We start from the raw sequence: 23,040 nt of genomic DNA, 5'->3' as shown, positions 1-23,040 counted from the left end.
CTTCTCCTCAGCCCTTGAACCAGGGCAGTTTATCCATGTCGACGTTGCCGCCGGTGATGATGACGCCGATGCGCTTGCCGGCAAAGACGTCGGGGTTTTTCAGGATCACGGCCAGCGGCACGGCGCAGCTGGGTTCGATCACGATCTTCATCCGCTCCCATGTCAGCTTCATGGCCGCGATGATTTCGTCCTCGGTCGCGGTCAGGATATCGGTCACATGGTTCGACACATAGTGCCAGGTGTTTTCCTTCAACGGCACTTTCAGACCATCGGCCACGGTCACCGGCGCGTCGTCGGCGATGATATGCCCGGCGCGGAAACTGCGCGCGGCATCATCCGCGTTCAGCGGCTCGGCCGCATAGATCTTCACATCGGGTGCAGTGCTGGACACGGTCAGGCAAGTGCCCGAGATCATGCCGCCACCACCGATGGGGGCCACGATCCCCTCGATCCCCTCGACCTGCTCCATCAGTTCGCGCGAACAGGTGGCCTGTCCGGTTATTACGCGCAAGTCATTGTAGGGATGCACGAATTCCGCGCCTGTTTCGGCCACGACCTGTTCGAAAACCGCCTCGCGGCTGGAGGTCGAGGGCTCGCATTCCACGATCCGGCCACCATAACCGCGCACGGCGGCCTTCTTGGCCTCGGGTGCGGTGCGCGGCATGACCACGGTGCAGGGAATGCCCCGCCGCCCCGCCGCATAGGACAGCGACAGCGCATGGTTGCCGCTGGAATGGGTGGCGACACCGCGCTCCAGCTTGTCCTCGGGCAGACCGAAGACCGCGTTGCAGGCGCCGCGCACCTTGAAGGCGCCCGCCTTCTGGAAGTTCTCGCATTTGAAATGCAGATCGGCCCCGGTCAGGTCATTCAGATAGCTCGAGGTCAGGACCGGGGTGCGGTGGATATAGGGACGGATGCGGTCATGCGCCGCGATCACATCGTCGAAACTGGGATAGATGACGTCTTTCATGGCAACCTCAGGCAGCGGATTTCAGGATTGCAGGGCGCGAGGCGCGGAAATGCTCCTGCGCGGCGGCAACACCCGATCCCAGGCGGATCGGATAGTTCAGGTCGGCCATCGCCATCTCGATCCCGGCCAGACCGGACAGGACCATGACATCTGTCAGCATGCCCAGATGGCCGATGCGGAACGCGCGGCCGTTCATCTGCCCCAGACCGATGCCGAAGGACAGCCCATAGGCCGTGAACGCCCGGTCGGTCAGGGCATTGCTGTCAAAGCCCTTGGGCACGTAGATCGCGCTGACGGTGTCGGAATAAAGATCGGGCGACTGCGCCACCAGATCCAGCCCCCAGGCGCGGGTCGCGGCGCGCACGCCTTCGGCCAGCCGGGTATGGCGGGCATAGACATTGTCCAGACCCTCCTCGAACAGCATCTTCAGGCTTTCGCGCATCCCGTAGATCAGCTGCAACGGCGGCGTATAGGGAAAACCGCCCTTGGCATTGCTGTTCATCATGTCGCGGAAATCGAAGAAGGTGCGCGGCAGTTTCGCGCTTTCCATGTGATCCAGCGCCTTCTGGCTGACCCCAAGGATCACCATGCCGGTGGCCAGCATGAACCCTTTCTGGGAACCCGCAACAGCGATATCGACGCCCCAGGCGTCCATCTCGAAGGGCATGGAGGCCAATGAGCTGACGCAATCCACCATCAGCAGCGCGGGGTGGCTGGCCGCATCCATCGCGGCGCGCACGGCGGCGATGTCGGATTTCACGCCGGTTGCGGTTTCGTTATGGGTGACCAGAACCGCCTTGATCTTGCGGGCCTTGTCGGCGCTCAGCGCCGCCTCGAACCGTGCGGCGGGCGCGCCGGTCCCCCATTCGCATTCGATGATCTGCACATCCAGCCCGTGCCGCTCGCACATGTCGATCCAGCGGTGCGAGAACATGCCGTAGCGCGCCACCAGCACGGTATCGCCCGGCGACAGGGTATTGCTGATCGCCGCTTCCCAACCGCCGGTGCCGCTGGCCGGAAAGGTGATGACGCGGCCGGTGGCGGTGCCGAAAACGCGCTTGGTATCCTCAAGCACGGGGGCCAGGGTTTCCACAAAGTCAGGCGCGCGGTGGTCGCGGGTCTGCACCAGCATCGCATGGCGCAGCCGGTCCGGGATATTGGTCGGGCCGGGAATGAAGACAGGATTCTGGTCAGACATGGTCGCTCTCCTCCAAGGATCAACAGACCATATCACAAGTGCCGCATTCTACAATTTTCTCAAAACCCTTTTCCATTAGTGAAATGAAAAACACTACCTATTGTTTTTATTTGTTTTTCATGTTTTCAAAAAATTTTTCCATTGCAGTATTGAAAATATTTTTTATAACTGATTTTATGCTGCACGGCAGCAATAACAGCAAGGAATCGCACAGGTGGCACAGGCAGAACGCAAGGCACGGGGACGGCCGAAATCCCCTTTTACCGATACGGGCGGCCAGACCATGCAGGCGCTGGACCGCGCGCTTGGGGTGCTGAACGCGCTGGCGCGGCTGGAACGGGCCTCGCTGACGGACCTGTCGCTGGCGCTTGGCATTCCCACCGCCACGACCCATCGTATCCTGACCACACTGCAAAAGCACCGCTTTGCCGAGCTCGATGAGGCCACGCAGGACTGGATGGTCGGGATCGAGGCTTATCGCACCGGCGCCTCCTTCCTCAAAAGGATGAACCTTGCCGATATCAGCCGTCCCGTGATGCGTGCCCTGATGCAGGCCACGGGCGAGACTGCGAACCTAGCCATCCGCGATCGCGCCGAGGTGGTCTTTATCGGCCAGATCGAAACACCGAACCCGATCCGCGCCTTCTTCAACCCCGGCACGCGCACGCCCATGCATGCCTCGGGCACCGGCAAGGCGATACTCGCCACCCTGCCCGAGGATCGCTTGCGCGCGCTGATCCAGTCTTCCGGCCTGCCCGCCTTCACCGAGCGCACGCTCTCGACGCCCGCCGCGCTCTTTTCCGATCTGGATCAGACCCGCGCGCGCGGCTGGTCTTTCGATCAGGAAGAACGCCACATCGGCATGTCCTGCATCGGGGCCGCCATTTTCGACGCCCAGGGGCAGGCCGTGGGCGGCGTGTCGATCTCCGGGCCCTCGGCCCGCTTCGATGCCCGCAGCAGCCTTGAATATGGCCGCCAGGTTGCCGAGGCTGCGGCCGAGATCACGCGCGCCATGGGCGGGCGCAGCCCGGCCTGATCGCTACTGTGCGGCGCGCAACCGCGCCTGCAGGCGCAGCGCATGGGATGGATCGCGCGCCGCCACCGGCATGACCGGATCATAGGCGGCGCGGATCAGCCCCGCGATCTCGGGGCGCAGGATCGTGCGCCCCTCCAGCACAGCCAGGGGCGATCGGTCCCGAAACGCCCTATCCGACCACAGCAGGATGGTCTGCACGACCTGCGACAGCGCCAGCACATCGGCGGACACGGCCGACAGCGCCGCATCCATCCGCAGGAACACGAAACTGGCCTTGATGCCGCCATCTGGATCGAAGCGGAAAATGCGATACTGGTTTGCTTCCACGGCTTTCAGCTTTGCCACCAGCGGCACCAGATCCGGCACCAGCCGGTCCAGGTTCGGCACCTCGGGCAACTCGTCCCACTCGCGGAAGAAGAACACCATCAGATTGGCGCCCAGCTCCGGATCGGTCTCGGCCATCCTGTGGCCCGCCAGTGCCACCACCGCCTCCAGCGCGCCCTTGATCACCGTCAGCGTATCTTCTTCAACGCCAAAAACTACCGGCGCGATCGGCCGGCCCCAGCGGGCAAAGGCATAGGATCCGTCGGCGCGGGTGAACAGCGCCTCGACATCCCTGGCTGTCAACGCATCCGCCATGCCGCGCCCCTTCCCTTCATCGTTCCAGAAATACTCAAAATCCGCCCTCAGCCAAACAGATCAGCCTCGCGTTTGGGCGCGTCCAGCCCCAGATGGGTCCAGGCCTTCTGCGCCAGCATCCGGCCGCGCGGGGTCCGCTGGATCAGACCCTGTTGCAAAAGGAACGGCTCGATCACTTCTTCCAGCGCATCGCGGCTTTCCGACAGGGCGGCCGACAGGGTCTCGATGCCGACCGGGCCGCCGCCGTAATTCTCGGCGATCAGGCGCAGATACCGCCGGTCCGCCCCGTCCAGGCCCAGGTGATCCACACCCAGCCGGGTCAGGGCGTAATCGGCTATCTCGCGCGTCACGCGGCCATTGCCCTCGATCAGGGCGAAATCCACGACCCGGCGCAGCAGGCGGCCCGCGATCCGCGGTGTGCCGCGGGACCGGCGCGCGATTTCCATCGCGCCACCTTCCTCGGCAGGTGCGCCCAGCAGCCGCGCATTGCGGACCACGATCTCGTAAAGTTCGGCGTCGGTATAAAAGACCAGCCGTGTCGGAATACCGAAACGGTCGCGCAGCGGCGTGGTCAGCAGGCCCATGCGTGTCGTGGCGCCCACCAGCGTGAAGGGCTGCAACTCGATCCGCACGGTGCGTGCGGCGGGGCCTTCGCCGATCACCAGATCCAGCTGGAAGTCTTCCAGCGCGGGGTAAAGCACCTCTTCGACCGCCGGGTTCAGACGGTGGATTTCGTCGATGAACAGAACATCACGCGCTTCCAGGTTGGTCAGGATCGCCGCCAGATCGCCCGCCTTGGCCAGAACCGGGCCCGATGTCATGCGGAACCCCACACCCAGTTCGCGCGCCATGATCTGCGCCAGCGTGGTCTTGCCCAGGCCGGGCGGGCCATGGAACAGCGTGTGATCCATCGCTTCGCCGCGCTGGCGGGCGGACTGGATAAAGACACGCAGGTTCGCCCGCGCTTCGGCCTGGCCGATGAATTCGTCCAGACCCTGCGGGCGCAGGGCACGGTCATTATCCTCGGGCTGGCGTTCGGGGTCCAGGATCGGATCGGGCTGCGTCATCTGTTACCCTTTCGGGGCCAGCGCCTTGAGGGCGGCGCGGATCAGGGCGGCGGCATCGGCCTCGGGCGCGTCGGCGGCGGCGCGGGCCACGGCGCCCGCCGCGTCGGAGGGGGAATACCCCAGGTTCGTCAGGGCCGACAAGGCATCCGATTGCGCGGCGGCACTGCCCAAGGGGCGCGCGGGGGGCGCAGGCTTGCGCGCAGCAGCAGGGGCCGTGTCCAGCACTTCGCCCTCCGGCGCGGCGGGTGCCGTTCCCATGGCCGCCGACAGCGTGCCACCCATCGCCATCACGCCGGGGGCCTTGTCCTTCAATTCGATCACCACGCGCTGCGCGGTCTTGGGGCCGATACCCTTTGCGGCCTTGATCGCATTGATGTCGCCCAGCATGATCGCCCGGCTGACACCTTCGGCGCCCAGCGCACCCAGAATCGCAAGCGAGGCCTTGGCCCCCACCCCCTGCACGCCCATCAGCAGGCGGTGCCATTCCTTTTCCAGCAGTGTCGGAAACCCGAAAAGCTGCATCAGGTCTTCGCGCACCACCAGATCGGTATAAAGCGCCACCACTTGTCCCGGCCCCGGCAGCGCCGCAAGGGTGCGGTCCGAACAATAGACAAGATAGCCGACCCCGCCCACGTCGATCAGGACGTGATCCTCGGACCGGTAATCGAGGCGTCCCGTCAGCTTGCCGATCATGCGGTGGCCTTTCGGATCGCCTGCGCCAGGGCGCTGCCCGCCGCGCCGTGATGGGCATGACAGATGGCGATGGCCAGGGCGTCGGCGGCATCGGGACCGGTCAGCACCACGCCGGGCAATTGCATTCGCACCATGTGCTGCACCTGTTCCTTGGCGGCATGCCCCACGCCCACGACCGTCTTCTTGACCGCGTTGGGGGCATATTCGGCAACGTCCAGCCCCGCCTGCGCCGGCACCAGCAGCGCGATCCCGCGCGCCTGCCCCAGCTTGAGGGTGGCGACACCATCCTTGTTCACGAACGTATGTTCAACCGCTGCGGTTTCAGGGCGATATCGCTCCAGCACTTCGGTCAATTGCCGGTGCAGCGCCAGCAGGCGCAGTGACAGATCGTCCCCGGCCGAATGGCAAATCCCGTTGGCGACATGAGACAGGCGGCTGCCATCGACATCGATGATACCCCAGCCGAGGTTCCTCAAGCCGGGATCGATCCCTAAAACCCGCATCATTCACCCCTGCTCTGTTGCTTTTTTGATGCACTAGCACGAAAGGCGAACAAAGGCCAATCCCAAAGAGCGGGGCAGGCTTGTGCCGCGCGTATGCAACAGCGCGATGCTGCATCGCAGAAACATGCCGGATTTCGTCGCTTGATAGGCTGAATGCGACAGAAACTGTGCCCTATTTTCGCCATGTTTTATTAGATTTTTCATCAATCGTGACCCATGCAAAAGTCGCATAAGACCTATGCAATGCGCCCGCCTTGTGCGGCAAATAAAGGCACTCTATGTGCAGCTGCAGAAAGAGATCCGAGAGGGTCTTGACTTCACTTGCATCAATTCACGCGCAAACGCGCAACCGAGGATCTGAAAATGGCTGTTTACGACGCCCCCCGCACGACCGCCCAGGCCGCTGGCCTGACCGGTTTCTTCTCGACCATGGTCGGCATGTTCGCCGCCTGGAATGACGCCCGCATCACCCGCAACGCCCTGTCGCGTCTGTCGGATCGCGAACTGGAAGATATCGGCCTGTGCCGTGGCGACATCGACGTGGTGGTCAAGAACCGCTGATCGCGTCGCCCGGTCACCCGTGCCGATGAAAAAAGCCGTGCGTCCCTAAGGGCCGCGCGGCTTTGTTGTTTTGTGATCCCTTGCGGATCCTGGTCCGCAAGCGCCCCTGCATGGCAAGGCGTCAGCGGTCGGTCGCGCGTGCCCTGTCAGAAATTCGGCAGTTGGGCGCGGATCGTCGTGGCCAGCGTGATGGTCAAGGGATCCATCTGCATGACCCAGGCGCCGGCACGTTCGATGGTCGAGCCCGCGCTCAGCTTGTCAAGCCGGTCCTGATAGACAGGCTGACCAAGGCCCACCACGATCATCGCCTTGAAGGCGACAAGACCGATTGCAAGGAAAAGAAACGATTTCACGGGTACACGCGCGCGCTTTCTGCGCGGCTTCACGACGATCAAACCATCGTCGCCCACGACCGATACGTAACCACCGGCAAGATTGATGCGCTTGCGGTTGATACGCCGGATGCGGTTGTCGAATTCAAAAAAAGCGTCCGACATGACGGAACTCCTGATATCGGCCCCCACCAACATCACGCAAGAAATATACTTTTGAAATAAGGCAAAAATGGGGCAGCCCGTCCGCGCGGGCTGCATTTACGCCTTAATTTCGCTTTACTTGCGAAGCGTCAGCGTTGTCCATTCACCAATCTCCTCGCGATGGACAAGATTGATGCCGGTTCCTGCATAAACGGAAATCACCTCATCCGCCTGTTCGTTCAGAATCCCCGACAGAATCGCGTAACCACCGGGAATCAGATGCGTCTGCATGTCGGGGGCCAGGTCGATCAGGGGGCCTTTCAGGATATTGGCGAAAACCAGATCGAAGGGGCTGGCGGCCAGGATATCGGGATGATCAAAGCCTGTCGCCTCGACGCAATGCACGCGACCCTCCAGCGCGTTGGCCGCCACATTTGCCTGCGCCACCTCGACCGCGACCTCGTCGATATCGCCTGCCAGAACCGGGTTCGGCCAGATCCGCGCAGCGGCCATCGCCAGAACGGCGGTGCCGCAGCCGATGTCGGCGACGTTCTTGCCGGTAAATCCGCCCGCATCCAGACGGTCCAGCGCGCGCAGACAGCCCTGCGTGGTGCCGTGGTGCCCGGTGCCAAAGGCCATCGCTGCCTCGATCAGCAGCGCCTCGACGCCTGCGGGAACCTTGTCCGCGTCATGGCTGCCATAGACAAAGAACCGTCCGGCCACCACGGGGGACAATTCGCGGCGCACCTTGGCGACCCAGTCGGTTTCGGGCAGCTCGGAAATGGCGAAAGGACGCGCGCCATGGATCGTGGCCAGCAAGGCAAGGCCCGCATGATCGGGACGTTCGGTGAAGTAGCAGGCAACCTCCCACAGGCCCGATCCGTCCTCGATCTCGAAGACGCCCACACCTTCGGGTTCTGGGGTCAGGGTCTCGACCGCCTCGCCCAATGCCTCGGCGGGTGTCTTGCCTGTCAGAGTGGTGATCGCGGTAAAGGTGGGCATGGCGTCTGTCTCCGGATTTCGGGTGCTGCCGCTGCGCCTATGTCGATGCGCGCCCCGCGTCAAGCGCGCCAGAGGATCGCGCCCCCATGCGGCGCACGAAACGCCAGCCGATCAGCCCCGCCATCAGCCCGGCAAGGACATTCGCCAGCGCCTGCCCCATGATCACGCCGCCACCTGCATAAATCGCGCCAAGCCCGAAGGCGAAGGGCGCCATCAGGATCGCATCGCGCGCCCAGTTCGCCGCCGTCGCCCACAAAGGGCGGCCCAGGTTGTTGAAGGCCGCGTTGGACACGAACAGCGCGCCCGTGAAGACCAGCGCCCCGGCCCCGTAGAAGGCAAAGACCCGGACGACCTGTGCCCCGTCAGGCCCAAGGCCGAAAGAGCTGGCGATAAGATCCGCGCTCAGGATCAGCAGCACCCAGGCCACGGCGGTATAGGCCAGGCAGAACTTCAGCGCATCCGCATAGGCCTGCGCCACGCGGTCATATTGCTTGGCCCCGTAATTCTGCCCGATGATGCCGCCAATCGCGCCTGACAGGGCGAAGATGCCGCCGAAACAGACGATGGTCAGGCGCATCACCACGCCCAGACCCGCCACGGCGCTGTCACCATGTTCGGCCATGGCGCGCACCAGCACCCAGTTGCCGAACGGGGTCGATACCTGCGTGGCCACCGCCGGAATGGCGATTGCCGCGAACGGCGCAAGGAAGCTGCGCAGATCGACCAGGCTGGGCTTGGCCAGCAGGTTGCGCGAACGGCTGACCCAGTAGAACCCCATCACCGCCATGGCAAGGCGCGACAGCACAATGGCCGCAGCCGCGCCACTGACGCCCCAGCCCATCCAGACGATCAGGATCGGATCGACAATCAGCGCCACGATACCTGCGGATACGGTCACCATCATGGACCGCCATGCCTCGCCTGCGGCGCGCAGCACGGCGCTGGCGCACATGCCGATCGCGACCAGCGGCAAGGACGGCAGCGAAATGGACAGGAACTCCGCCGCCACCTCCAGGGCCTCGCCGTCGGCCCCGGTCCAGATCAGGATCGGGCGGCGAAACACGAAGACCAGAAGCGCAAGGCAGGTCTGGAAACTGGCGCCAAAGATCATCGCAGATGTCGCGATGCGCCGCGCCTCTTCCGGGTCGCCCATGCCCAGCGCGCGACTGACCAGTGCCACGGCCCCGATCATCAAGCCCACGGCCACGGACATCACGAAAAACTGGATCGTGCCGGCAAAACCGATGGCGGTGATCAGCACCTCGTTGTCCAGGCGGCTGATCCACCACAGGGCCAGAAAATCCACAAGGAACAGAAAGCTCAGCCCAAGCGATCCGGTCAGGGTCATCACGACCACATGGCGCATCGTCGATCCGGTGACGAACTTGCCCCGTCTGTCGGGCGCGGGTGCTGCGGTTGTGTCGCTGGCGGAATGGTCCATGCTTGCCTCGCTCACGCGGCCGGGGCCGGCGCGAAGCGGGCGAATATGGTTTCATTGCCCGGCTCGGGATGGCGCGGGATCAGCAGCGCAAGGCAGAAGGACACGCCTGCCATGCCCGCTGCCAGCACAAAGACGGAACTGGGTGACACCAGCCACAGATAGCCCAGCGAGGCCGGCAGGAAGACCGCGGCGATGTGATTGATGGTAAAGGCCACAGCCGCCGTCGGCGCGATGTCGCGCGGATCGGCGATCTTCTGGAAATAGGTCTTGAGCGCCAGCGCCATGGCAAAGAACACATGATCCATCACGTAAAGTGCTGCCGCCACCATCACGCCCCAGCCGAACCAGTAGATCCCGCCATAGCCCAGAAACACGCAGATCAGCCCAAGATATTCGACACAGAGCGCCTTGCGCTCGCCCCAGCGGGCCACGGCACGGCCCAGCAAGGGGGCGGCGATCATGTTGACCACAAGGTTGATGGTGAACAGCGCCGTCACCTCATGCACGCGAAAGCCGAACTTCTCGACCATCATGAAGCCCGCGAAGACCACGAAGATCTGCCGCCGCGCGCCGGACATGAATTGCAGCGCATAGTAAAGCCAGTAGCGACGGCGCAGCACCATCTTCTTGATCTGCGGATCGGGGGCCTCGAATTGCGGATAGGCCAGCAGCGCAAACAGTGCCACCGCCGCCGTGAACCCGCCCGACAGCAGATAGACGGTGTTATAGGTCAGGCCCAGCGCCTCCCATGTGACGATGATGCAGAGGTAGGCGACCAGTGTCGCCCCCGACCCCGCCGCCAGCAGCCAGCCCAGCATCTGCGGGGCGCGGTCCTTGGGCAGCCATTGCAATTGCAGCGACTGGTTGACGGTTTCGTAATAATGAAAGCCGATCGAGGACAGCATCGTGATCGTCAGAATGCCACCCAGTGTCGGGAACCACGCGGTGATGGCCGTGGCCACCCCCAGCAGGATCAGCGCGACCATGCCCAGCACCTGCTCGCGCATGAACATCAGTACCGCAATCACGCCGATGGCCAGAAAGCCGGGGATCTCGCGCACGGTATGCAGCCAGCCGATATCGGACCCGTCGAACTGCGCCACCTCGATCACGAAGTTGTTCAGCAGCGCCGACCAGGTGGCAAAGGCAATGGGCATGGCCGCCGCCATCAGGAACAGCAGCGACACCGGTCTGCGCCAGACCGGCAAATCCTTGGCATGGGCAAGCGGAATGATTTGCATGTTAACGGCTTACGCCGTTTTCCCGGGCTTGGCGAGGGCCAAGACACCGCATCCGCGCACAACCTTCTGTGCGCGCAGCATCACGTCTCGCGGCAGCTTTCAGAGTTGCGAGAAACGATACTCGACCTCGGAAAACCGGTCGCGCGGAAAGACATAAAGCATGCGGAAACCGTCAGGCCCCGCCACGGTGCCATGTTCCGCATCACCGGGGATGTAAAGCGCGGTGCCCGGCCCCATCGCGTTGGGCACGCCGTCCACGGTGACAAGCGCTGCACCTTCAAGCCCGAAATAGACCTCGGCCGGGCTGTGGCGATGCGGCAGCAATGTGCCGCCGGGGGCGAATTCGGCGATCCCCATGACCATGCCGCCGGTCTGCGTGCGATCCGCACAGAAAAGCGTGCGCCAGCGAACCGTGCCGAAAACCGGATCGACACCGCCCTCCAGCGGCTGGTCAGCCGCCTCAAGCCGGATCGGCATGGCGGCCATGGCCAGCATGGCCGCGGCCAGCATCCCGGCCTGTGCGTCGCCCTGCATCCCGTCAACCGGGTTCACGCTCTGATCCATGCCCGCATTCCTTCTGCCGCGCGCCTCTGTTCCGACTCTGCGGATAAGACCGACCTGATCGGAATTCGCAGCCGATTGCGACATGCAAACAGTCACTTTCGACCATTCTGCCAAGACAAGCCCCCGGCGGATGATCTGGATCAAGGACCGGGGCTGCCCCGTCTGGCAATCCCACGGGCAATCGACATGACGGGAACGGAACAATGGACCTACTCAGCCTTGTGGAATGGATCGGCGAAGACCCGACGGCGGCGGTCCTTGGCCTGATCACCGGCGTGGTTTTCGGCGTGGCGGCGCAACGCTCGCGCTTTTGCCTGCGGGCGGCGGCGGTGGAATTCGCGCGCGGCCAGCTGGGCGACAAGGTGGCGGTCTGGCTGCTGACGATTTCCACGGCGATCGTCTGGGTGCAGGGCGCGCAGATGATGGGCCTGATGCGTAGCGCTGATGCGCGCATGATGGCCGTGCCGGGCAGCTGGTCGGGCGCGATCATCGGCGGGCTTCTCTTCGGCGTCGGCATGGTGCTGGCGCGCGGCTGTTCGGGCCGGCTTCTGGTGCTGGGGGCCACGGGCAACCTGCGCTCCATCGTGTCGGGGCTGATCTTTGCGGTGGTCGCACAGATGAGCATCACCGGCTGGCTTGGCCCGCTGCGCGACTGGCTGGCGGGGCTTTGGATCACCTCGGGCGGGCGCAACATGGATCTGCTGGCGGCACTGCATCTGCCCGGCTGGTCCGGTCTGGTCTTCGGCGCGGCCATGGCGGTGCCGGCGCTGGAATTGTCGCGGCGCAACCGGATCGGGGTGTCGCGTCTGGTCTTCGCCTCGGGCGTGGGCTTTGCCGTGGCCCTTGGCTGGGTGCTGACCTTCGGCCTGTCGCAGATCGCCTTCGAGCCCGTGCAGATCGAAAGCGCCAGCTTCACCGGGCCTTCGGCGCGCACGCTGATGTTCACGCTGGATCGCGCCTCGGTGCTGGAATTCGACATCGGGCTGGTGCCGGGGGTGTTCCTGGGATCGTTCCTGGCCTCAGTCATCATGGGCGAGTTCAAGTTCCAGGGCTTCGAGAACGAAAGCAACATGCGGCGCGCGATCCTGGGGGCCGCCCTCATGGGGTTCGGCGGGATGCTGGCGGGGGGCTGTGCCATCGGCGCGGGGGTCACGGGCGGGTCCATCTTCGTGGGCACGGCCTGGCTTGCGCTTTTCGCCATGTGGGTGGGCGCGATCCTGACGGATATGGTTGTCGATCAGCACGGTCGCCCCGTCACTGTCTGAGGCCGCGTCGCGCGGACGCATGCGCCTGTCGTTTCCGGGCAGTCGCATGATGCGGACGGCTGATACCAACCGGGCAACAGACTTGCCCGGAGAGACCGATGACCCACCACGTGCTGACCGTCCAATGCCCTTCGACCCGCGGGATCGTCGCGGCGATTTCCGGTTTTCTGGCCGCGAATGGCTGCAACATCACTGACAGCCACCAGTTCGACGACCCGCTGACGGGCATGTTCTTCGCGCGCATGACCTTTCAGGCGGAAACCGGTGCGGCGCCCGACACGCTGCGCGAGGGGTTCGCCCCCATCGCCGACACTTTCGCGATGGGCTGGGCGATCCATGATGCATCCGAGCGGATGAAGGTCCTGCTGATGGTGTCGAACTTCGGGCATTGCCTGAATGATCTGCTCTATCGCTGGCGGATCGGGGCGCTGCCCATCGACATCGTGGGCGTGGTGTCCAACCACATGACCTATCAGAAGGTGGTGGTGAACCACGATCTGCCCTTCCACCAGATCAAGGTGACGAAAGACAACAAACCCGAGGCCGAGGCGCGGCTGATGGCGCTGGTCGAGGAATCAGGCGCCGAACTGATCGTGCTCGCGCGCTACATGCAGGTGCTGTCGGATGCGATCTGCCGGCGGATGTCGGGCCGGATCATCAACATCCACCACTCCTTCCTGCCCAGCTTCAAGGGGGCCAACCCCTACAAGCAGGCATACGAGCGTGGCGTGAAGCTGATCGGCGCCACGGCGCATTACGTGACCGCCGATCTGGATGAAGGCCCGATCATCGAACAGGACACCGTCCGCGTCACCCACGCCCAAAGCGCCGAGGATTACGTCAGCCTTGGCCGCGACGTGGAAGCACAGGTGCTCAGCCGCGCGATCCACGCCCATATCCATCACCGCGTCTTCCAGAACGGCAACAAGACGGTGGTCTTCCCCGCCAGCCCCGGCAGCTATGCCTCGGAACGGATGGGGTAAGGACGGAACAAACGCCCGCCCCAAGCGTCGCGGGTTCGCCGACACGCGGGGTGGCTAGGCTCCGCGTGTTTGGGGCAGTTTATCCCCGCCCAGTCATCGAACCTCAGTTCATGCCACCACGGCAGCAAAATCGCCGCCCCGGGGGGCGTGTCGGCGATCGCGCGGCGGTGCTGCGCACCTTGATTCCGCGCGAGGTCTTGAAGCTTCTGTCGCACTCCGCATCGCCACCCCGCGTGCCGGCGACCGCGCGGCTTTCTTACTGAACCGTTAAAATATCCCGAACACGCCCGCGCAACCCATTGATATTGCTTGCTCCGCGAAATGCCCCATCATGGGACACCCTCAAAGCCCTCCTCAATAGAAACTCTGCGGATCAATATCGACGGCCAGCCGCAGGCTGCCGGTCAGCCGCACCTGCGCCAGCCACCGCCCCAGTGCCGCCTGCAAGGGCGCGCCCTTGTCGGCCCGCACCAGCAGCCTGACCCGGTGCCTTCCCCTGATCCTTGCGATCGGGGCCGGGGCAGGCCCGTAGACCTGCGCCCCGATAGCCCGCAGCGGCGCATCCATCCGCGCCAGCGCCGTGCCCAGATCAAAAGCCGGCTGCGCGTCATTGGCCGAAATGATGATCCCCGCCATGCGCCCATAGGGCGGCACACCGGCCTGCCGCCGCTCCTCGGCCTCGGCGCGCCAGAACCCTTCCTCGTCGCCGGCCAGAATGGCGCGGATCACCGGATGTTCGGGCTGATGGGTCTGGAGCAACGCCTGCCCCCGCTTCTCGGCCCGCCCCGCGCGCCCCGCCACCTGCCGCATCAGCTGGAACGTGCGTTCGGCCGCGCGCAGATCTGATCCTTGCAGGCCCAGATCGGCATCGATCACGCCCACCAGCGTCAGCAGCGGAAAGTTGTGCCCCTTGGCCACCAGCTGCGTGCCGATGATGATATCGGCCCCGCCACCCGCGATATTCTCGATCTCGGCCTTCAAGGCGCGGGCGCTGGCATACATGTCCGATGACAGCGTGGCGATCCGCGCATCCGGAAACAGCGCCTGCGCCTCTTCCGTCAGACGCTCGACCCCGGGGCCTACGGGTGCCAGCTTGCCCGACACTTCGCAGGCGGGGCATATCTCGGGCATGGGTTTCGTCTCACCGCATTGGTGGCAGACCAGCCGTTTGAGGAAACGATGCTCCACCATCCGCGCATCGCAATGATCGCAGCCGATCTGATGGCCGCAGGCGCGACAGACCGTTGTCGGCGCATAGCCGCGCCGGTTGATGAAAAGCAGCGCCTGCTCACCGTCCCTGATCCGTTGCGTCACCGCCGCCTGCAAGCTCGGCGAGATCCAGCGGTTCGTCGGAAGCGTCTCGGCCCGCATGTCGATGGCCCGCATTTCCGGCAGGACCGCCGCACCAAAACGGTCGGTCAGCACCAGCTTGTCGTATTTGCCCGCTTCCGCATTGGCCCAGCTTTCCAGGCTGGGCGTGGCCGAAGCCAGCACGACCCGCGCGCCGCAGATCGCCGCGCGCAGCACCGCCATGTCGCGGGCGTTGTACAGCACGCCATCCTCCTGCTTGTAGGAGGTGTCGTGCTCCTCATCCACCACGATCAGGCCAAGCTCGCGATACGGCAGGAACAGCGCAGAGCGCGCCCCCACCACCAGTTGCGCGCCGCCTTCCGCCACCATGCGCCAGATGCGCCGGCGTTCGGTCACGGTCACGCCGGAATGCCATTCGGCGGGGCGCGCCCCGAACCGCGCCTCGACCCGGGTCAGGAATTCCGCCGTCAGCGCAATCTCGGGCAGCAGGACAAGGGCCTGTCGTCCCTGTCGCAAAGCCTCGGCCACGGCTTCCAGATACACTTCGGTCTTGCCCGATCCGGTCACACCGCGCAGCAAGGTGGTCCCGTAGCGCCCGCTTGCGACACCGGCGCGCAGGGCGTCGGCCCCCGCTGCCTGATCCTCGTTCAAGGTCTTGCCCGACTGCCCCGGATCCAGCGGCGGAAAGGGCAGATCGCGGGGGCTGTCTTCCTCAAGCACGGCACCCTGCGCCGCCAGCCCCTTGACCACGCCGGTGGAAACGCCCGCCATCTCGGCCAGTTCGCGCAAGGTAAAGGCCAGCCCGCCGTAATCGCGCAGCACGTCCAGCACCTTTTCCCGCGCGGGCGTCATCCGGTCAGGCACCCCCTGCCCCAGCCGGTAGATGCGGCGCATCGCAGGCGGATCGCCCAGACCGGGCGCGCGTGTCGCCAGCCGCAGCATCGCGGACAGCGGCGTCATGGTGTATTCGGCGGCCCGCGTCAGGAAATCCTGCATCTCCTCGCGCATCGGCGCCACATCCAGCACGCGGCTGGCATGGCGCAGTTTCGCCAGATCGAAATCACCCCGTCCCGGCCCCCAGACCACGCCCAGCACGCGGCGTGGCCCCAGCGGCACCTCGACAAAGGCACCCGCATGGCAGCCCCCTTCCGGCGCGCGGTAGTCCAGCGTCCGGTCCAGCGGCTGCGTCGTCAGCACCGCGATCAGATCGCCATGGTGGTAGAAATCGCTCAAGGGTTCGGGGCTTTCCGTGAAAGGGGTTTCAGGGCTGCACAGTATGGGGTAAAGCCAAGGCAACGAAAGGCCAAGCCCCGAGGGAGCGTCATGAAGTTCTTTGTTGATACCGCTGAAATCGCCGCGATTGCCGAGTTGAACGATCTGGGCATGGTGGATGGCGTGACCACCAACCCCTCGCTGATCCTCAAGTCCGGGCGCGACATCATTGAAGTCACGCGCGAAATCGCCGAACTGGTCGATGGGCCGGTCAGCGCCGAAGTGGTCGCGCTGCAGGCCGATGCCATGATCGCCGAAGGCCGCAAACTGGCCGCGATCGCGCCGAATATCGCCGTGAAACTGCCGCTGACCTGGGACGGGCTGAAAGCCTGCAAGGTGCTGTCCGGTGAAGGCTTCATGGTCAATGTGACGCTGTGCTTCAGCGCCAACCAGGCGCTGCTGGCGGCCAAGGCGGGGGCCACCTTCATCAGCCCCTTCATCGGGCGCCTGGATGACATCAACCTCGATGGGATGGACCTGATCGAGGATATCCGCACCATCTATGACAATTACGGCTTCGAGACGCAGATCCTGGCCGCCTCGATCCGCAGCGTGAACCATGTTCTGGACTGCGCGCGCATCGGTGCGGATGTGATGACCGCCCCGCCCGAGGTGATCAAGAAACTGGCAAGCCACCCCCTGACGGACAAGGGGCTTGAGACGTTTTTGAAGGATTGGGAAAAAACGGGGCAGAAAATTCTCTGACCCCGTGCTATAAGCCCCACAAATCAAGAAAACGACCCGAGGCAGGAATGAGCACGAAACCCGGAATGGACAGCGCGCTGCGCGACAAGATCATCGCGCAACCCGATGTCATCCTCGAGGATCGCGACCTGATGCGCGCCCTGATCGCCGCGAACGAGCGGATGATGGGCGCCAATATCGTCGATCTGCGCGGCATCGCGATGGAACGGCTTGAGGCCCGGCTGGACCGGCTGGAAGACACGCATCGCAGCGTGATCGCCGCCGCCTATGACAATCTGGCCGGCACCAACCAAGTGCATCGGGCGATCCTGCGGATGCTCGATCCGATGGAGTTCGAGGTGTTTCTGCGCGATCTGGGCGGCCCCGTGGCCGAAATCCTGCGCGTGGACAGCATCCGCCTGGTGCTGGAATCGGTGCAGAACGATCAGGACCCGGTGGTGCAACGCCTGGGCGACGTGCTGCGCGTGGCGCAGCCCGGCTTTGTCGCGGATTACCTCAGCGCCGGGCGCGATGCGCCGCAGCGTCAGGTCACGCTGCGCCAGATGCAGGAAGGCAGCCCCGCGATCTATGGTGATAAGGCCGGCTGGATCCGGTCCGAGGCCTGCCTGAAACTGGATTTCGGCGCAGGCCGCCTGCCCGGTATGCTGGTGATGGGCTCCGAGGATCCGCATCAGTTCAATCCCAGCCAGGGCACCGACCTTCTGGCCTTCTTCGCGGGTGTGTTCGAAAGATCGATGCGCCGCTGGCTGTCATGAGCCTGGTGTCGCCCGCCGCGGCCGAGGCCCTGCGCGCCTGGCTCGCGGGGCAAAAGACGCTGAAGGGTGCGGCCGACAACACGATAGAGGCCTATCGCCACGATGTGCTGGATTTCATTGCCTTCATGGCCGCCCATTCGGGTGCGCCGCAGGGCCTGACCGCGCTGGCGCGGATCACCGTATCGGACATGCGTGCCTGGATGGCGCGGACCCGCGGCAGCGATGTGGGCGCGCGGTCGCTGGCGCGCAAGCTGTCGGCGGTCAAGTCGTTCTATCGCTGGCTTTCGGCGCGCGAAGGCTTCGAACCCACCGCGGTCCTGTCCACCCGCGCGCCCAAGTTCCAGCGCAAACTGCCCCGCCCCCTGGCCGAGGATGCGGCCCGTGCCATGATCGATCGGGTCGAATTGCAGGCCCGCCAGGATTGGGTCGCGGCGCGTGACATGGCCGTGGTCATGGTGCTCTATGGCTGCGGGTTGCGCATATCCGAGGCGTTGTCGCTGACCGGCACCGATCTGCCCCTGCCCCCGGTTCTGCGGATCACCGGCAAGGGCGGCAAGGAACGCGTGGTGCCCGTGATCCCCGCCGCACGTGACGCCGTGGATCGCTATGCCGGGCTTTGCCCCCACCCGCTTGAGGCGGATCAGCCCCTCTTTCGCGGTGTGCGAGGCGGCGCGCTGAACCCGCGCGCGATCCAGAAGGTGATGGAACAGGCGCGGCTGCAACTGGGCTTGCCCGCCAGCGCCACACCTCATGCGATGCGGCACAGCTTCGCCACCCATCTGCTGAACGCGGGCGGTGATCTGCGCGCGATCCAGGAATTGCTGGGCCATGCCTCGCTTTCGACCACGCAGGCCTATACGGCCGTGGATACCGCGCGCTTGATGCAGGTCTATGAGGCCAGCCATCCCCGCGCCACGGCGCATACCAAGGGGGCCGCATGACACCGCAGATCAAGGCGTTGTCCGTTCATCTTCTCACGGCGACCGGGGCGGTCTTTGCCATGCTTGCGATGCTGGCGGCTGTCGATGGCAAATGGAGCCTGATGTTCCTGTGGCTGGTCGTGGCTTTCGCCGTGGACGGAATCGACGGTCCGCTGGCGCGCAAATACGAGGTCAAGAAATACGCCGGCGAATTCGACGGGGTGCTGCTGGACCTGATCATCGACTACCTGACCTATGTCTTCATTCCCGCCTTCGCCCTGTTCAAGTCCGATCTGCTGCCGGGCTGGACCGGATGGTTCGCAATCATCGTGATCACCTTTGCAAGTGCGATGTATTTCGCCGATACGCGCATGAAGACAAAGGATAATTCCTTTTCCGGATTTCCCGGATGCTGGAACATGCTGGTGCTTGTGCTCTTCGCGCTGTCGCCCGATTTCTGGATCATCCTGATCCTTGTCTCGCTGCTGGCGGTCGCGATGTTCTTTCCGCTCAAGTTCATCCATCCGGTGCGGACCGAACGCTGGCGCAACCTGTCTTTGCCCACCGCGCTGGCCTGGACCTTTTTCGCGGGCTGGGCGGCCTGGGTGGATTTCCATCCCGAAAGCTGGGCGCATTGGGGGCTGGTCGTGACCTCGGTCTACCTGCTGTTCGCGGGCATCGCCCAGCAGATCATTCCCGAGCGTCAGGCCCGCTGATCCCGGCCCCGTACAAGGCGAAAGGGGCGAAGCCTGCGCTCCGCCCCCCCGTTTCTTCTTGCTTCAAATATCCTCACGACCGCGCCACAGGCGCGCCGTCCCTCAAGTCAGCGCGGCGTCGCAGCGGCCGCAGACGCCGGGATGCGCGTTTCGGCCGACGTCTGGCAGAATTTTCCAGCACCGTTCGCATTTGTCGCCATCGGCCGCATGAAAGACCACCGCCACGCCGGGCACGTCCGGCAGGCTGAAGGCGTCATCCGGGGCGGGTGCGCTGCTCAGGCCGACGGCCGAGGTGATGCAGACATCCTCGAAGACGACGGATCCCAGCAGTTCCAGCAGATCGGCATCGGCCACATGGACCATCGGTGCCGCCTCAAGGCTGGCGCCGATCACCTTGGCGGTGCGCTGCACCTCAAGTGCCGCTGTCACCACGCGGCGCGCGCTACGCACACGTGCCCATTTCGCCGCAAGTTCCGCGTCCAGCCAGTCTGCCGGGGTTGCGGGGATATCCTGCAGATGAACCGAGCTGTCCTCGCCGGGGAAGCGTTCCAGCCAGACCTCTTCCATGGTGAAGACCAGCACCGGGGCCAGCCATGTGGTCAGCCGGTGGAACAGGATATCCAGCACCGTGCGCGCGGCGCGGCGGCGGGGCGTGTCGCCATCGCAGTAAAGCGCATCCTTGCGAATATCGAAATAGAAGGCTGACAGGTCCACCGTGGCAAAGTTGAACACGGCCTGGAACACGCCCTGGAAATCATAGGCCGCATAGCCCGTACGCACCCGGCTATCCAGTTCGGCCAACCTGTGCAGCACCCAGCGTTCCAGTTCCGGCATGTCCGCCGGTTCCACGCGGTCGCTTTCCCTGAAATCGGCCAGCGATCCCAGCAGAAAGCGCATGGTGTTACGCAGGCGGCGATACCCGTCGGCGGTGCCTTTCAGGATCTCGGGCCCGATCCGCAGGTCGGCGGTGTAATCCGACTGTGCCACCCAAAGGCGCAGGATATCCGCGCCATATTGCTTGACCACCTGTTCGGGCGCCACGGTGTTGCCCAGCGATTTGGACATCTTGTTGCCCTTCTCGTCCAGGGTAAAGCCATGGGTCAGAACACCGCGATAGGGCGCGCGCCCCCGCGTGCCGCAGGCCTGCAGCATCGAGGAATGGAACCAGCCGCGATGCTGATCGGTGCCTTCAAGGTAAAGATCGGCCAGCCCGTCCTCGGACCCGTCCGCGCGGTCGCGCAGCACGAATGCATGGGTAGAGCCTGAATCGAACCAGACATCCAGGATATCATCGACCTTGTTCCACTCAGCCGGGTTCACGATGCCGGACAGGAACCGCTCTTTGGCGCCGTCCTTGTACCAGGCATCCGCGCCTTCGGCCTCGAACGCGGCCAGGATGCGTTCGTTCACATCGATGTTACGCAGCAGGAAATCGGGATCGGTCGGCAGTGCGCCCACTTTCGTGAAGCAGGTCAGCGGCACACCCCAGGCGCGTTGGCGCGACAGCACCCAGTCGGGACGCGCCTCGATCATCGAATACAGCCGGTTGCGCCCGGTCTGCGGCGTCCATGTCACCAATTGGTCGATCGAGGTCAGCGCGCGCTGCCGGATCGTGGTGCCATAGGTGTCCTGCCCGTCGCCCACGGGTTTGTCGATGGCAGCGAACCATTGCGGCGTGTTGCGGAAGATCACCGGCGCCTTGGAGCGCCAGGAATGCGGATAGGAATGCTTGAGCTGCCCGCGCGCGATGATCGCCTTGGCCTCGACCAGCTTTTCGATCACGGCCGTGTTGGCCTTGCCTTCCTTGCCCTTGTGATCCAGCACCTTGAGGCCCGCAAAGAACGGCACATGGGGCAGGAATTCGGATTCTTCGCCCACGTTATGGGTCATCCGGTCCAGCCAGTTGCGTTTCACGAAACAGTCGAAGTCATCCGCGCCGTGGCTAGGCGCGGTATGCACGAAACCCGTGCCCGCCTCGTCCGTGACGTGGTCGCCGTCGATCATCGGCACGTCGTAATCCCAAAAGCCGTTGGCACCGTCCATGCCGTTGAACGGGTGATCGCAGATCATGCCGTCGAACTCCGCCGCCGCGACGGTGCGGATGCGGGTAAAGGCGGTGACGCGCGCCTTGGCCAGGCATTCCTCGGCCAGGGCATCGGCAAAAAGGTAGAGATCACCGATACTTGTCCAGCTTTCGTCCTGCGTTCCATCGACATGGTAAAGGCCATAGGTCAGCTTGGGATTATAGGCGATGGCCTTGTTCGACGGGATCGTCCAGGGCGTCGTCGTCCAGATCACCACGCGTGCGTTGCGCAGGTCGGATGCCTCCTGTGCGCCCTCGCCCGCTGTCTTGCGGATGCGGAACGGCACCCAGATCGTGTGGCTTTTGTGCTCGTGATATTCGATCTCGGCCTCGGCCAGTGCGGTCTTTTCCACGGGCGACCACATCACGGGCTTGGACCCCTGGTAGAGCGTGCCGGTCATCAGGAATTTCTGGAACTCGGCCGCGATCACAGCCTCGGCGTGGAAGTCCATCGTCAGGTAGGGCTTGTCCCAAGTGCCGGTGATGCCCAGGCGCTTGAACTCCTCGCGCTGGATCTCGACCCAGCCTTCGGCGAACTTGCGGCATTCCTGGCGGAAATCGACGACGGGCACATCATCCTTGTCCAGCCCCTTGGCGCGGTACTGTTCCTCGATCTTCCATTCGATGGGCAGACCGTGGCAATCCCAGCCGGGGATATAGCGCGCGTCGCGGCCCATCATCTGCTGGCTACGCACGACCATATCCTTGAGGATCTTGTTCAGCGCATGCCCGATGTGCAGGTGCCCGTTCGCGTAAGGCGGGCCGTCATGCAGGGTAAAGGGTTGGCGCGCCGTGGTTTTTGCCTTGTCGCGCAAGCGATCGTAGACGCCGATCCGCTCCCAGCGGGCCAGCCAGTCGGGCTCGCGCTGCGGCAGGCCCGCGCGCATCGGAAACTCTGTCCGGGGCAGGTTCAGCGTGTCTTTATAGTCTTGGGTTTCGGCGCTCATCTGGGGCGTCCTTCGGTCAGCGAATTCACAATGAAGATGGGGGCGGCGCGGCGGTCCATGCGCCTTTTCCCGGCGGCCCGTCGATCCATGGGCAGGATCAGGGCGCCGGGCCGGTAATTCGCCGAGAGATCGCAAATACCATGTGCATGACGCGCGTTATAGGCTGATGGTCGCCGAGCGTCCAGAGGCGGGATGAGGCGATCTGCCGGCTTGCGGATCTTCGGCGCAAAGGGCATCACCCAGGGCATGAACAGCCCCCTTCCCCCGCGCTTCCACGTCACCCGCCCGCAGATCGAAAGCGTGGTGGCAGAGTTTTACGATCTGATCCGCCGCCACCCCGGCCTGGGGCCCGTCTTTGCCGCCCATGTCGCCGACTGGCCCGCGCATGAGGAAAAGATCACGCGGTTCTGGGCCAATGCCATCCTGTTCGAGCGCAGCTATGACGGCAATCCGCAGCGTGTGCATGTGGCGGCGGGCGATGTGCGTGCGGGCCAGTTCGAGGTCTGGCTGGCCCTGTTCGACGGCGTGCTGCACCGGCAGTTGCCCCCCGATACCGCCACGGCCTGGTCGGCGCTGGCCCATCGCATCGGGCGGGGCCTGCGGATGGGCGTGGCTGACCGCGACATCGCCCCCGGCGGTATTCCGCGCCTGGTCTGATCCGGTCGCCGCTTGCTGTTTTTCGTCCAGACTGG

General features: G+C 64.4%; 23 protein-coding genes. 9 read left to right on the top strand and 14 right to left on the bottom strand.

The features are described from left to right. Window positions 1-7 precede the first annotated feature (7 nt). Window positions 8-970: a beta-hydroxyaspartate dehydratase BhcB gene (gene bhcB / locus ACFQ3C_RS04865; protein WP_380789343.1), complete on the bottom strand. Its 963-nt coding sequence runs from the start codon at window positions 968-970 to the stop codon at window positions 8-10. A gap of 7 nt (window positions 971-977) precedes the next feature. Further along, entirely contained in the window at window positions 978-2,168 is a 1,191-nt protein-coding gene (bhcA, locus tag ACFQ3C_RS04860) for an L-aspartate--glyoxylate aminotransferase BhcA (RefSeq protein ID WP_380789342.1), read from the bottom strand. Window positions 2,169-2,382: 214 nt separating this feature from the next. On the opposite strand from bhcA, the gene ACFQ3C_RS04855 reads away from it, so the two are divergent. Next, window positions 2,383-3,204, top strand: coding sequence for an IclR family transcriptional regulator (locus ACFQ3C_RS04855; protein WP_380789341.1), 822 nt, complete (start codon window positions 2,383-2,385; stop codon window positions 3,202-3,204). 3 nt (window positions 3,205-3,207) lie between these two features. Here ACFQ3C_RS04855 and ACFQ3C_RS04850 read toward each other — a convergent pair whose 3' ends face one another. Genes ACFQ3C_RS04850 through ruvC form a run of 4 tightly spaced genes read right to left on the bottom strand, consistent with a single transcriptional unit; the run spans window position 3,208 to window position 6,106 of the window. Further along, window positions 3,208-3,843 (bottom strand): hypothetical protein, encoded by a 636-nt coding sequence (locus tag ACFQ3C_RS04850; RefSeq protein WP_380789340.1) that lies wholly within the window; start codon window positions 3,841-3,843, stop codon window positions 3,208-3,210. A gap of 47 nt (window positions 3,844-3,890) precedes the next feature. After that, entirely contained in the window at window positions 3,891-4,910 is a 1,020-nt protein-coding gene (ruvB, locus tag ACFQ3C_RS04845; protein ID WP_068291949.1) for a Holliday junction branch migration DNA helicase RuvB, read from the bottom strand. Between the two features lie 3 nt (window positions 4,911-4,913). Continuing rightward, window positions 4,914-5,603, bottom strand: a complete 690-nt coding sequence (ruvA, locus tag ACFQ3C_RS04840; protein ID WP_380789339.1) for a Holliday junction branch migration protein RuvA — start codon at window positions 5,601-5,603, stop codon at window positions 4,914-4,916. Continuing rightward, entirely contained in the window at window positions 5,600-6,106 is a 507-nt protein-coding gene (gene ruvC, locus ACFQ3C_RS04835) for a crossover junction endodeoxyribonuclease RuvC (protein ID WP_380789806.1), read from the bottom strand. The genes ruvA and ruvC overlap by 4 nt, the downstream gene beginning before the upstream one ends. A 363-nt stretch (window positions 6,107-6,469) precedes the next feature. On the opposite strand from ruvC, the gene ACFQ3C_RS04830 reads away from it, so the two are divergent. Further along, on the top strand, window positions 6,470-6,667 hold the full coding sequence (locus tag ACFQ3C_RS04830) for a DUF1127 domain-containing protein (protein ID WP_380789338.1): 198 nt from the start codon (window positions 6,470-6,472) through the stop codon (window positions 6,665-6,667). 146 nt (window positions 6,668-6,813) lie between these two features. Here ACFQ3C_RS04830 and ACFQ3C_RS04825 read toward each other — a convergent pair whose 3' ends face one another. The 5 genes from ACFQ3C_RS04825 to ACFQ3C_RS04805 form a co-directional block, all read right to left on the bottom strand. Further along, on the bottom strand, window positions 6,814-7,164 hold the full coding sequence (locus ACFQ3C_RS04825; RefSeq protein WP_380789337.1) for a hypothetical protein: 351 nt from the start codon (window positions 7,162-7,164) through the stop codon (window positions 6,814-6,816). A gap of 114 nt (window positions 7,165-7,278) precedes the next feature. Further along, on the bottom strand, window positions 7,279-8,145 hold the full coding sequence (locus ACFQ3C_RS04820; protein WP_380789336.1) for a 50S ribosomal protein L11 methyltransferase: 867 nt from the start codon (window positions 8,143-8,145) through the stop codon (window positions 7,279-7,281). A 37-nt stretch (window positions 8,146-8,182) separates the two neighbouring features. Further along, window positions 8,183-9,601, bottom strand: coding sequence for an MATE family efflux transporter (locus tag ACFQ3C_RS04815; RefSeq protein ID WP_380789335.1), 1,419 nt, complete (start codon window positions 9,599-9,601; stop codon window positions 8,183-8,185). Then, window positions 9,598-10,827, bottom strand: a complete 1,230-nt coding sequence (locus ACFQ3C_RS04810; RefSeq protein ID WP_380789334.1) for an MFS transporter — start codon at window positions 10,825-10,827, stop codon at window positions 9,598-9,600. Before ACFQ3C_RS04810 ends, ACFQ3C_RS04815 begins: the two co-directional genes overlap by 4 nt. A gap of 99 nt (window positions 10,828-10,926) precedes the next feature. Further along, the gene (locus ACFQ3C_RS04805; RefSeq protein WP_380789333.1) at window positions 10,927-11,391 is read right to left on the bottom strand and encodes a cupin domain-containing protein; all 465 of its coding nucleotides are present in this window, start codon (window positions 11,389-11,391) and stop codon (window positions 10,927-10,929) included. Between the two features lie 203 nt (window positions 11,392-11,594). Between ACFQ3C_RS04805 and ACFQ3C_RS04800 the strand changes: the two genes are divergently transcribed. Next, the gene (locus ACFQ3C_RS04800; protein ID WP_380789331.1) at window positions 11,595-12,656 is read left to right on the top strand and encodes a YeeE/YedE family protein; all 1,062 of its coding nucleotides are present in this window, start codon (window positions 11,595-11,597) and stop codon (window positions 12,654-12,656) included. Window positions 12,657-12,754: 98 nt separating this feature from the next. Next, a complete protein-coding gene (gene purU / locus ACFQ3C_RS04795; protein WP_380789330.1) occupies window positions 12,755-13,639 on the top strand; it encodes a formyltetrahydrofolate deformylase in 885 nt (294 codons plus the stop codon). A gap of 354 nt (window positions 13,640-13,993) precedes the next feature. Here the strand turns inward: purU and ACFQ3C_RS04790 are convergent, their stop codons facing one another. Beyond that, entirely contained in the window at window positions 13,994-16,183 is a 2,190-nt protein-coding gene (locus tag ACFQ3C_RS04790; protein ID WP_380789329.1) for a primosomal protein N', read from the bottom strand. 90 nt (window positions 16,184-16,273) lie between these two features. Between ACFQ3C_RS04790 and fsa the strand changes: the two genes are divergently transcribed. The 4 genes from fsa to ACFQ3C_RS04770 are packed head-to-tail and all read left to right on the top strand — an operon-like array spanning window position 16,274 to window position 19,318. Then, window positions 16,274-16,927 (top strand): fructose-6-phosphate aldolase, encoded by a 654-nt coding sequence (gene fsa / locus ACFQ3C_RS04785; protein WP_380789328.1) that lies wholly within the window; start codon window positions 16,274-16,276, stop codon window positions 16,925-16,927. 47 nt (window positions 16,928-16,974) lie between these two features. Continuing rightward, the gene (locus tag ACFQ3C_RS04780) at window positions 16,975-17,682 is read left to right on the top strand and encodes a DUF484 family protein (protein WP_380789327.1); all 708 of its coding nucleotides are present in this window, start codon (window positions 16,975-16,977) and stop codon (window positions 17,680-17,682) included. Further along, window positions 17,679-18,623: a tyrosine recombinase XerC gene (locus ACFQ3C_RS04775; RefSeq protein ID WP_380789325.1), complete on the top strand. Its 945-nt coding sequence runs from the start codon at window positions 17,679-17,681 to the stop codon at window positions 18,621-18,623. Before ACFQ3C_RS04780 ends, ACFQ3C_RS04775 begins: the two co-directional genes overlap by 4 nt. Further along, the gene (locus tag ACFQ3C_RS04770) at window positions 18,620-19,318 is read left to right on the top strand and encodes a CDP-alcohol phosphatidyltransferase family protein (protein ID WP_380789324.1); all 699 of its coding nucleotides are present in this window, start codon (window positions 18,620-18,622) and stop codon (window positions 19,316-19,318) included. The genes ACFQ3C_RS04775 and ACFQ3C_RS04770 overlap by 4 nt, the downstream gene beginning before the upstream one ends. A gap of 102 nt (window positions 19,319-19,420) precedes the next feature. Here ACFQ3C_RS04770 and ileS read toward each other — a convergent pair whose 3' ends face one another. Beyond that, the gene (gene ileS, locus ACFQ3C_RS04765; RefSeq protein WP_380789323.1) at window positions 19,421-22,348 is read right to left on the bottom strand and encodes an isoleucine--tRNA ligase; all 2,928 of its coding nucleotides are present in this window, start codon (window positions 22,346-22,348) and stop codon (window positions 19,421-19,423) included. Next, window positions 22,345-22,596: a hypothetical protein gene (locus ACFQ3C_RS04760; RefSeq protein WP_380789322.1), complete on the bottom strand. Its 252-nt coding sequence runs from the start codon at window positions 22,594-22,596 to the stop codon at window positions 22,345-22,347. The genes ileS and ACFQ3C_RS04760 overlap by 4 nt, the downstream gene beginning before the upstream one ends. On the opposite strand from ACFQ3C_RS04760, the gene ACFQ3C_RS04755 reads away from it, so the two are divergent. Then, a complete protein-coding gene (locus tag ACFQ3C_RS04755; protein ID WP_380789320.1) occupies window positions 22,595-23,005 on the top strand; it encodes a group III truncated hemoglobin in 411 nt (136 codons plus the stop codon). The two genes, ACFQ3C_RS04760 and ACFQ3C_RS04755, sit on opposite strands and share 2 nt — an antisense overlap. Window positions 23,006-23,040 lie beyond the last annotated feature (35 nt).

Source organism: Seohaeicola saemankumensis, from assembly GCF_042678485.1.
Taxonomy (GTDB): domain Bacteria; phylum Pseudomonadota; class Alphaproteobacteria; order Rhodobacterales; family Rhodobacteraceae; genus Seohaeicola; species Seohaeicola saemankumensis.
This window is presented reverse-complemented; position numbering and strand designations above follow the sequence as displayed.

Excerpts from the sequence above, each read along its gene's own strand:
- ACFQ3C_RS04825 (WP_380789337.1), bottom strand. The coding sequence starts at position 7,164 with ATGTCGGACGCTTTTTTTGAATTCGACAACCGCATCCGGCGTATCAAC.
- ACFQ3C_RS04760 (WP_380789322.1), bottom strand. The coding sequence starts at position 22,596 with ATGCCCTGGGTGATGCCCTTTGCGCCGAAGATCCGCAAGCCGGCAGAT.
- ruvC (WP_380789806.1), bottom strand. The coding sequence starts at position 6,106 with ATGCGGGTTTTAGGGATCGATCCCGGCTTGAGGAACCTCGGCTGGGGT.
- ACFQ3C_RS04850 (WP_380789340.1), bottom strand. The coding sequence starts at position 3,843 with ATGGCGGATGCGTTGACAGCCAGGGATGTCGAGGCGCTGTTCACCCGC.
- ileS (WP_380789323.1), bottom strand. The coding sequence starts at position 22,348 with ATGAGCGCCGAAACCCAAGACTATAAAGACACGCTGAACCTGCCCCGG.
- ACFQ3C_RS04800 (WP_380789331.1), top strand. The coding sequence starts at position 11,595 with ATGGACCTACTCAGCCTTGTGGAATGGATCGGCGAAGACCCGACGGCG.
- ACFQ3C_RS04755 (WP_380789320.1), top strand. The coding sequence starts at position 22,595 with ATGAACAGCCCCCTTCCCCCGCGCTTCCACGTCACCCGCCCGCAGATC.
- fsa (WP_380789328.1), top strand. The coding sequence starts at position 16,274 with ATGAAGTTCTTTGTTGATACCGCTGAAATCGCCGCGATTGCCGAGTTG.
- bhcB (WP_380789343.1), bottom strand. The coding sequence starts at position 970 with ATGAAAGACGTCATCTATCCCAGTTTCGACGATGTGATCGCGGCGCAT.
- ACFQ3C_RS04805 (WP_380789333.1), bottom strand. The coding sequence starts at position 11,391 with ATGGATCAGAGCGTGAACCCGGTTGACGGGATGCAGGGCGACGCACAG.
- ruvA (WP_380789339.1), bottom strand. The coding sequence starts at position 5,603 with ATGATCGGCAAGCTGACGGGACGCCTCGATTACCGGTCCGAGGATCAC.
- ACFQ3C_RS04820 (WP_380789336.1), bottom strand. The coding sequence starts at position 8,145 with ATGCCCACCTTTACCGCGATCACCACTCTGACAGGCAAGACACCCGCC.
- ACFQ3C_RS04830 (WP_380789338.1), top strand. The coding sequence starts at position 6,470 with ATGGCTGTTTACGACGCCCCCCGCACGACCGCCCAGGCCGCTGGCCTG.
- purU (WP_380789330.1), top strand. The coding sequence starts at position 12,755 with ATGACCCACCACGTGCTGACCGTCCAATGCCCTTCGACCCGCGGGATC.
- bhcA (WP_380789342.1), bottom strand. The coding sequence starts at position 2,168 with ATGTCTGACCAGAATCCTGTCTTCATTCCCGGCCCGACCAATATCCCG.
- ACFQ3C_RS04770 (WP_380789324.1), top strand. The coding sequence starts at position 18,620 with ATGACACCGCAGATCAAGGCGTTGTCCGTTCATCTTCTCACGGCGACC.
- ruvB (WP_068291949.1), bottom strand. The coding sequence starts at position 4,910 with ATGACGCAGCCCGATCCGATCCTGGACCCCGAACGCCAGCCCGAGGAT.
- ACFQ3C_RS04780 (WP_380789327.1), top strand. The coding sequence starts at position 16,975 with ATGAGCACGAAACCCGGAATGGACAGCGCGCTGCGCGACAAGATCATC.
- ACFQ3C_RS04775 (WP_380789325.1), top strand. The coding sequence starts at position 17,679 with ATGAGCCTGGTGTCGCCCGCCGCGGCCGAGGCCCTGCGCGCCTGGCTC.
- ACFQ3C_RS04810 (WP_380789334.1), bottom strand. The coding sequence starts at position 10,827 with ATGCAAATCATTCCGCTTGCCCATGCCAAGGATTTGCCGGTCTGGCGC.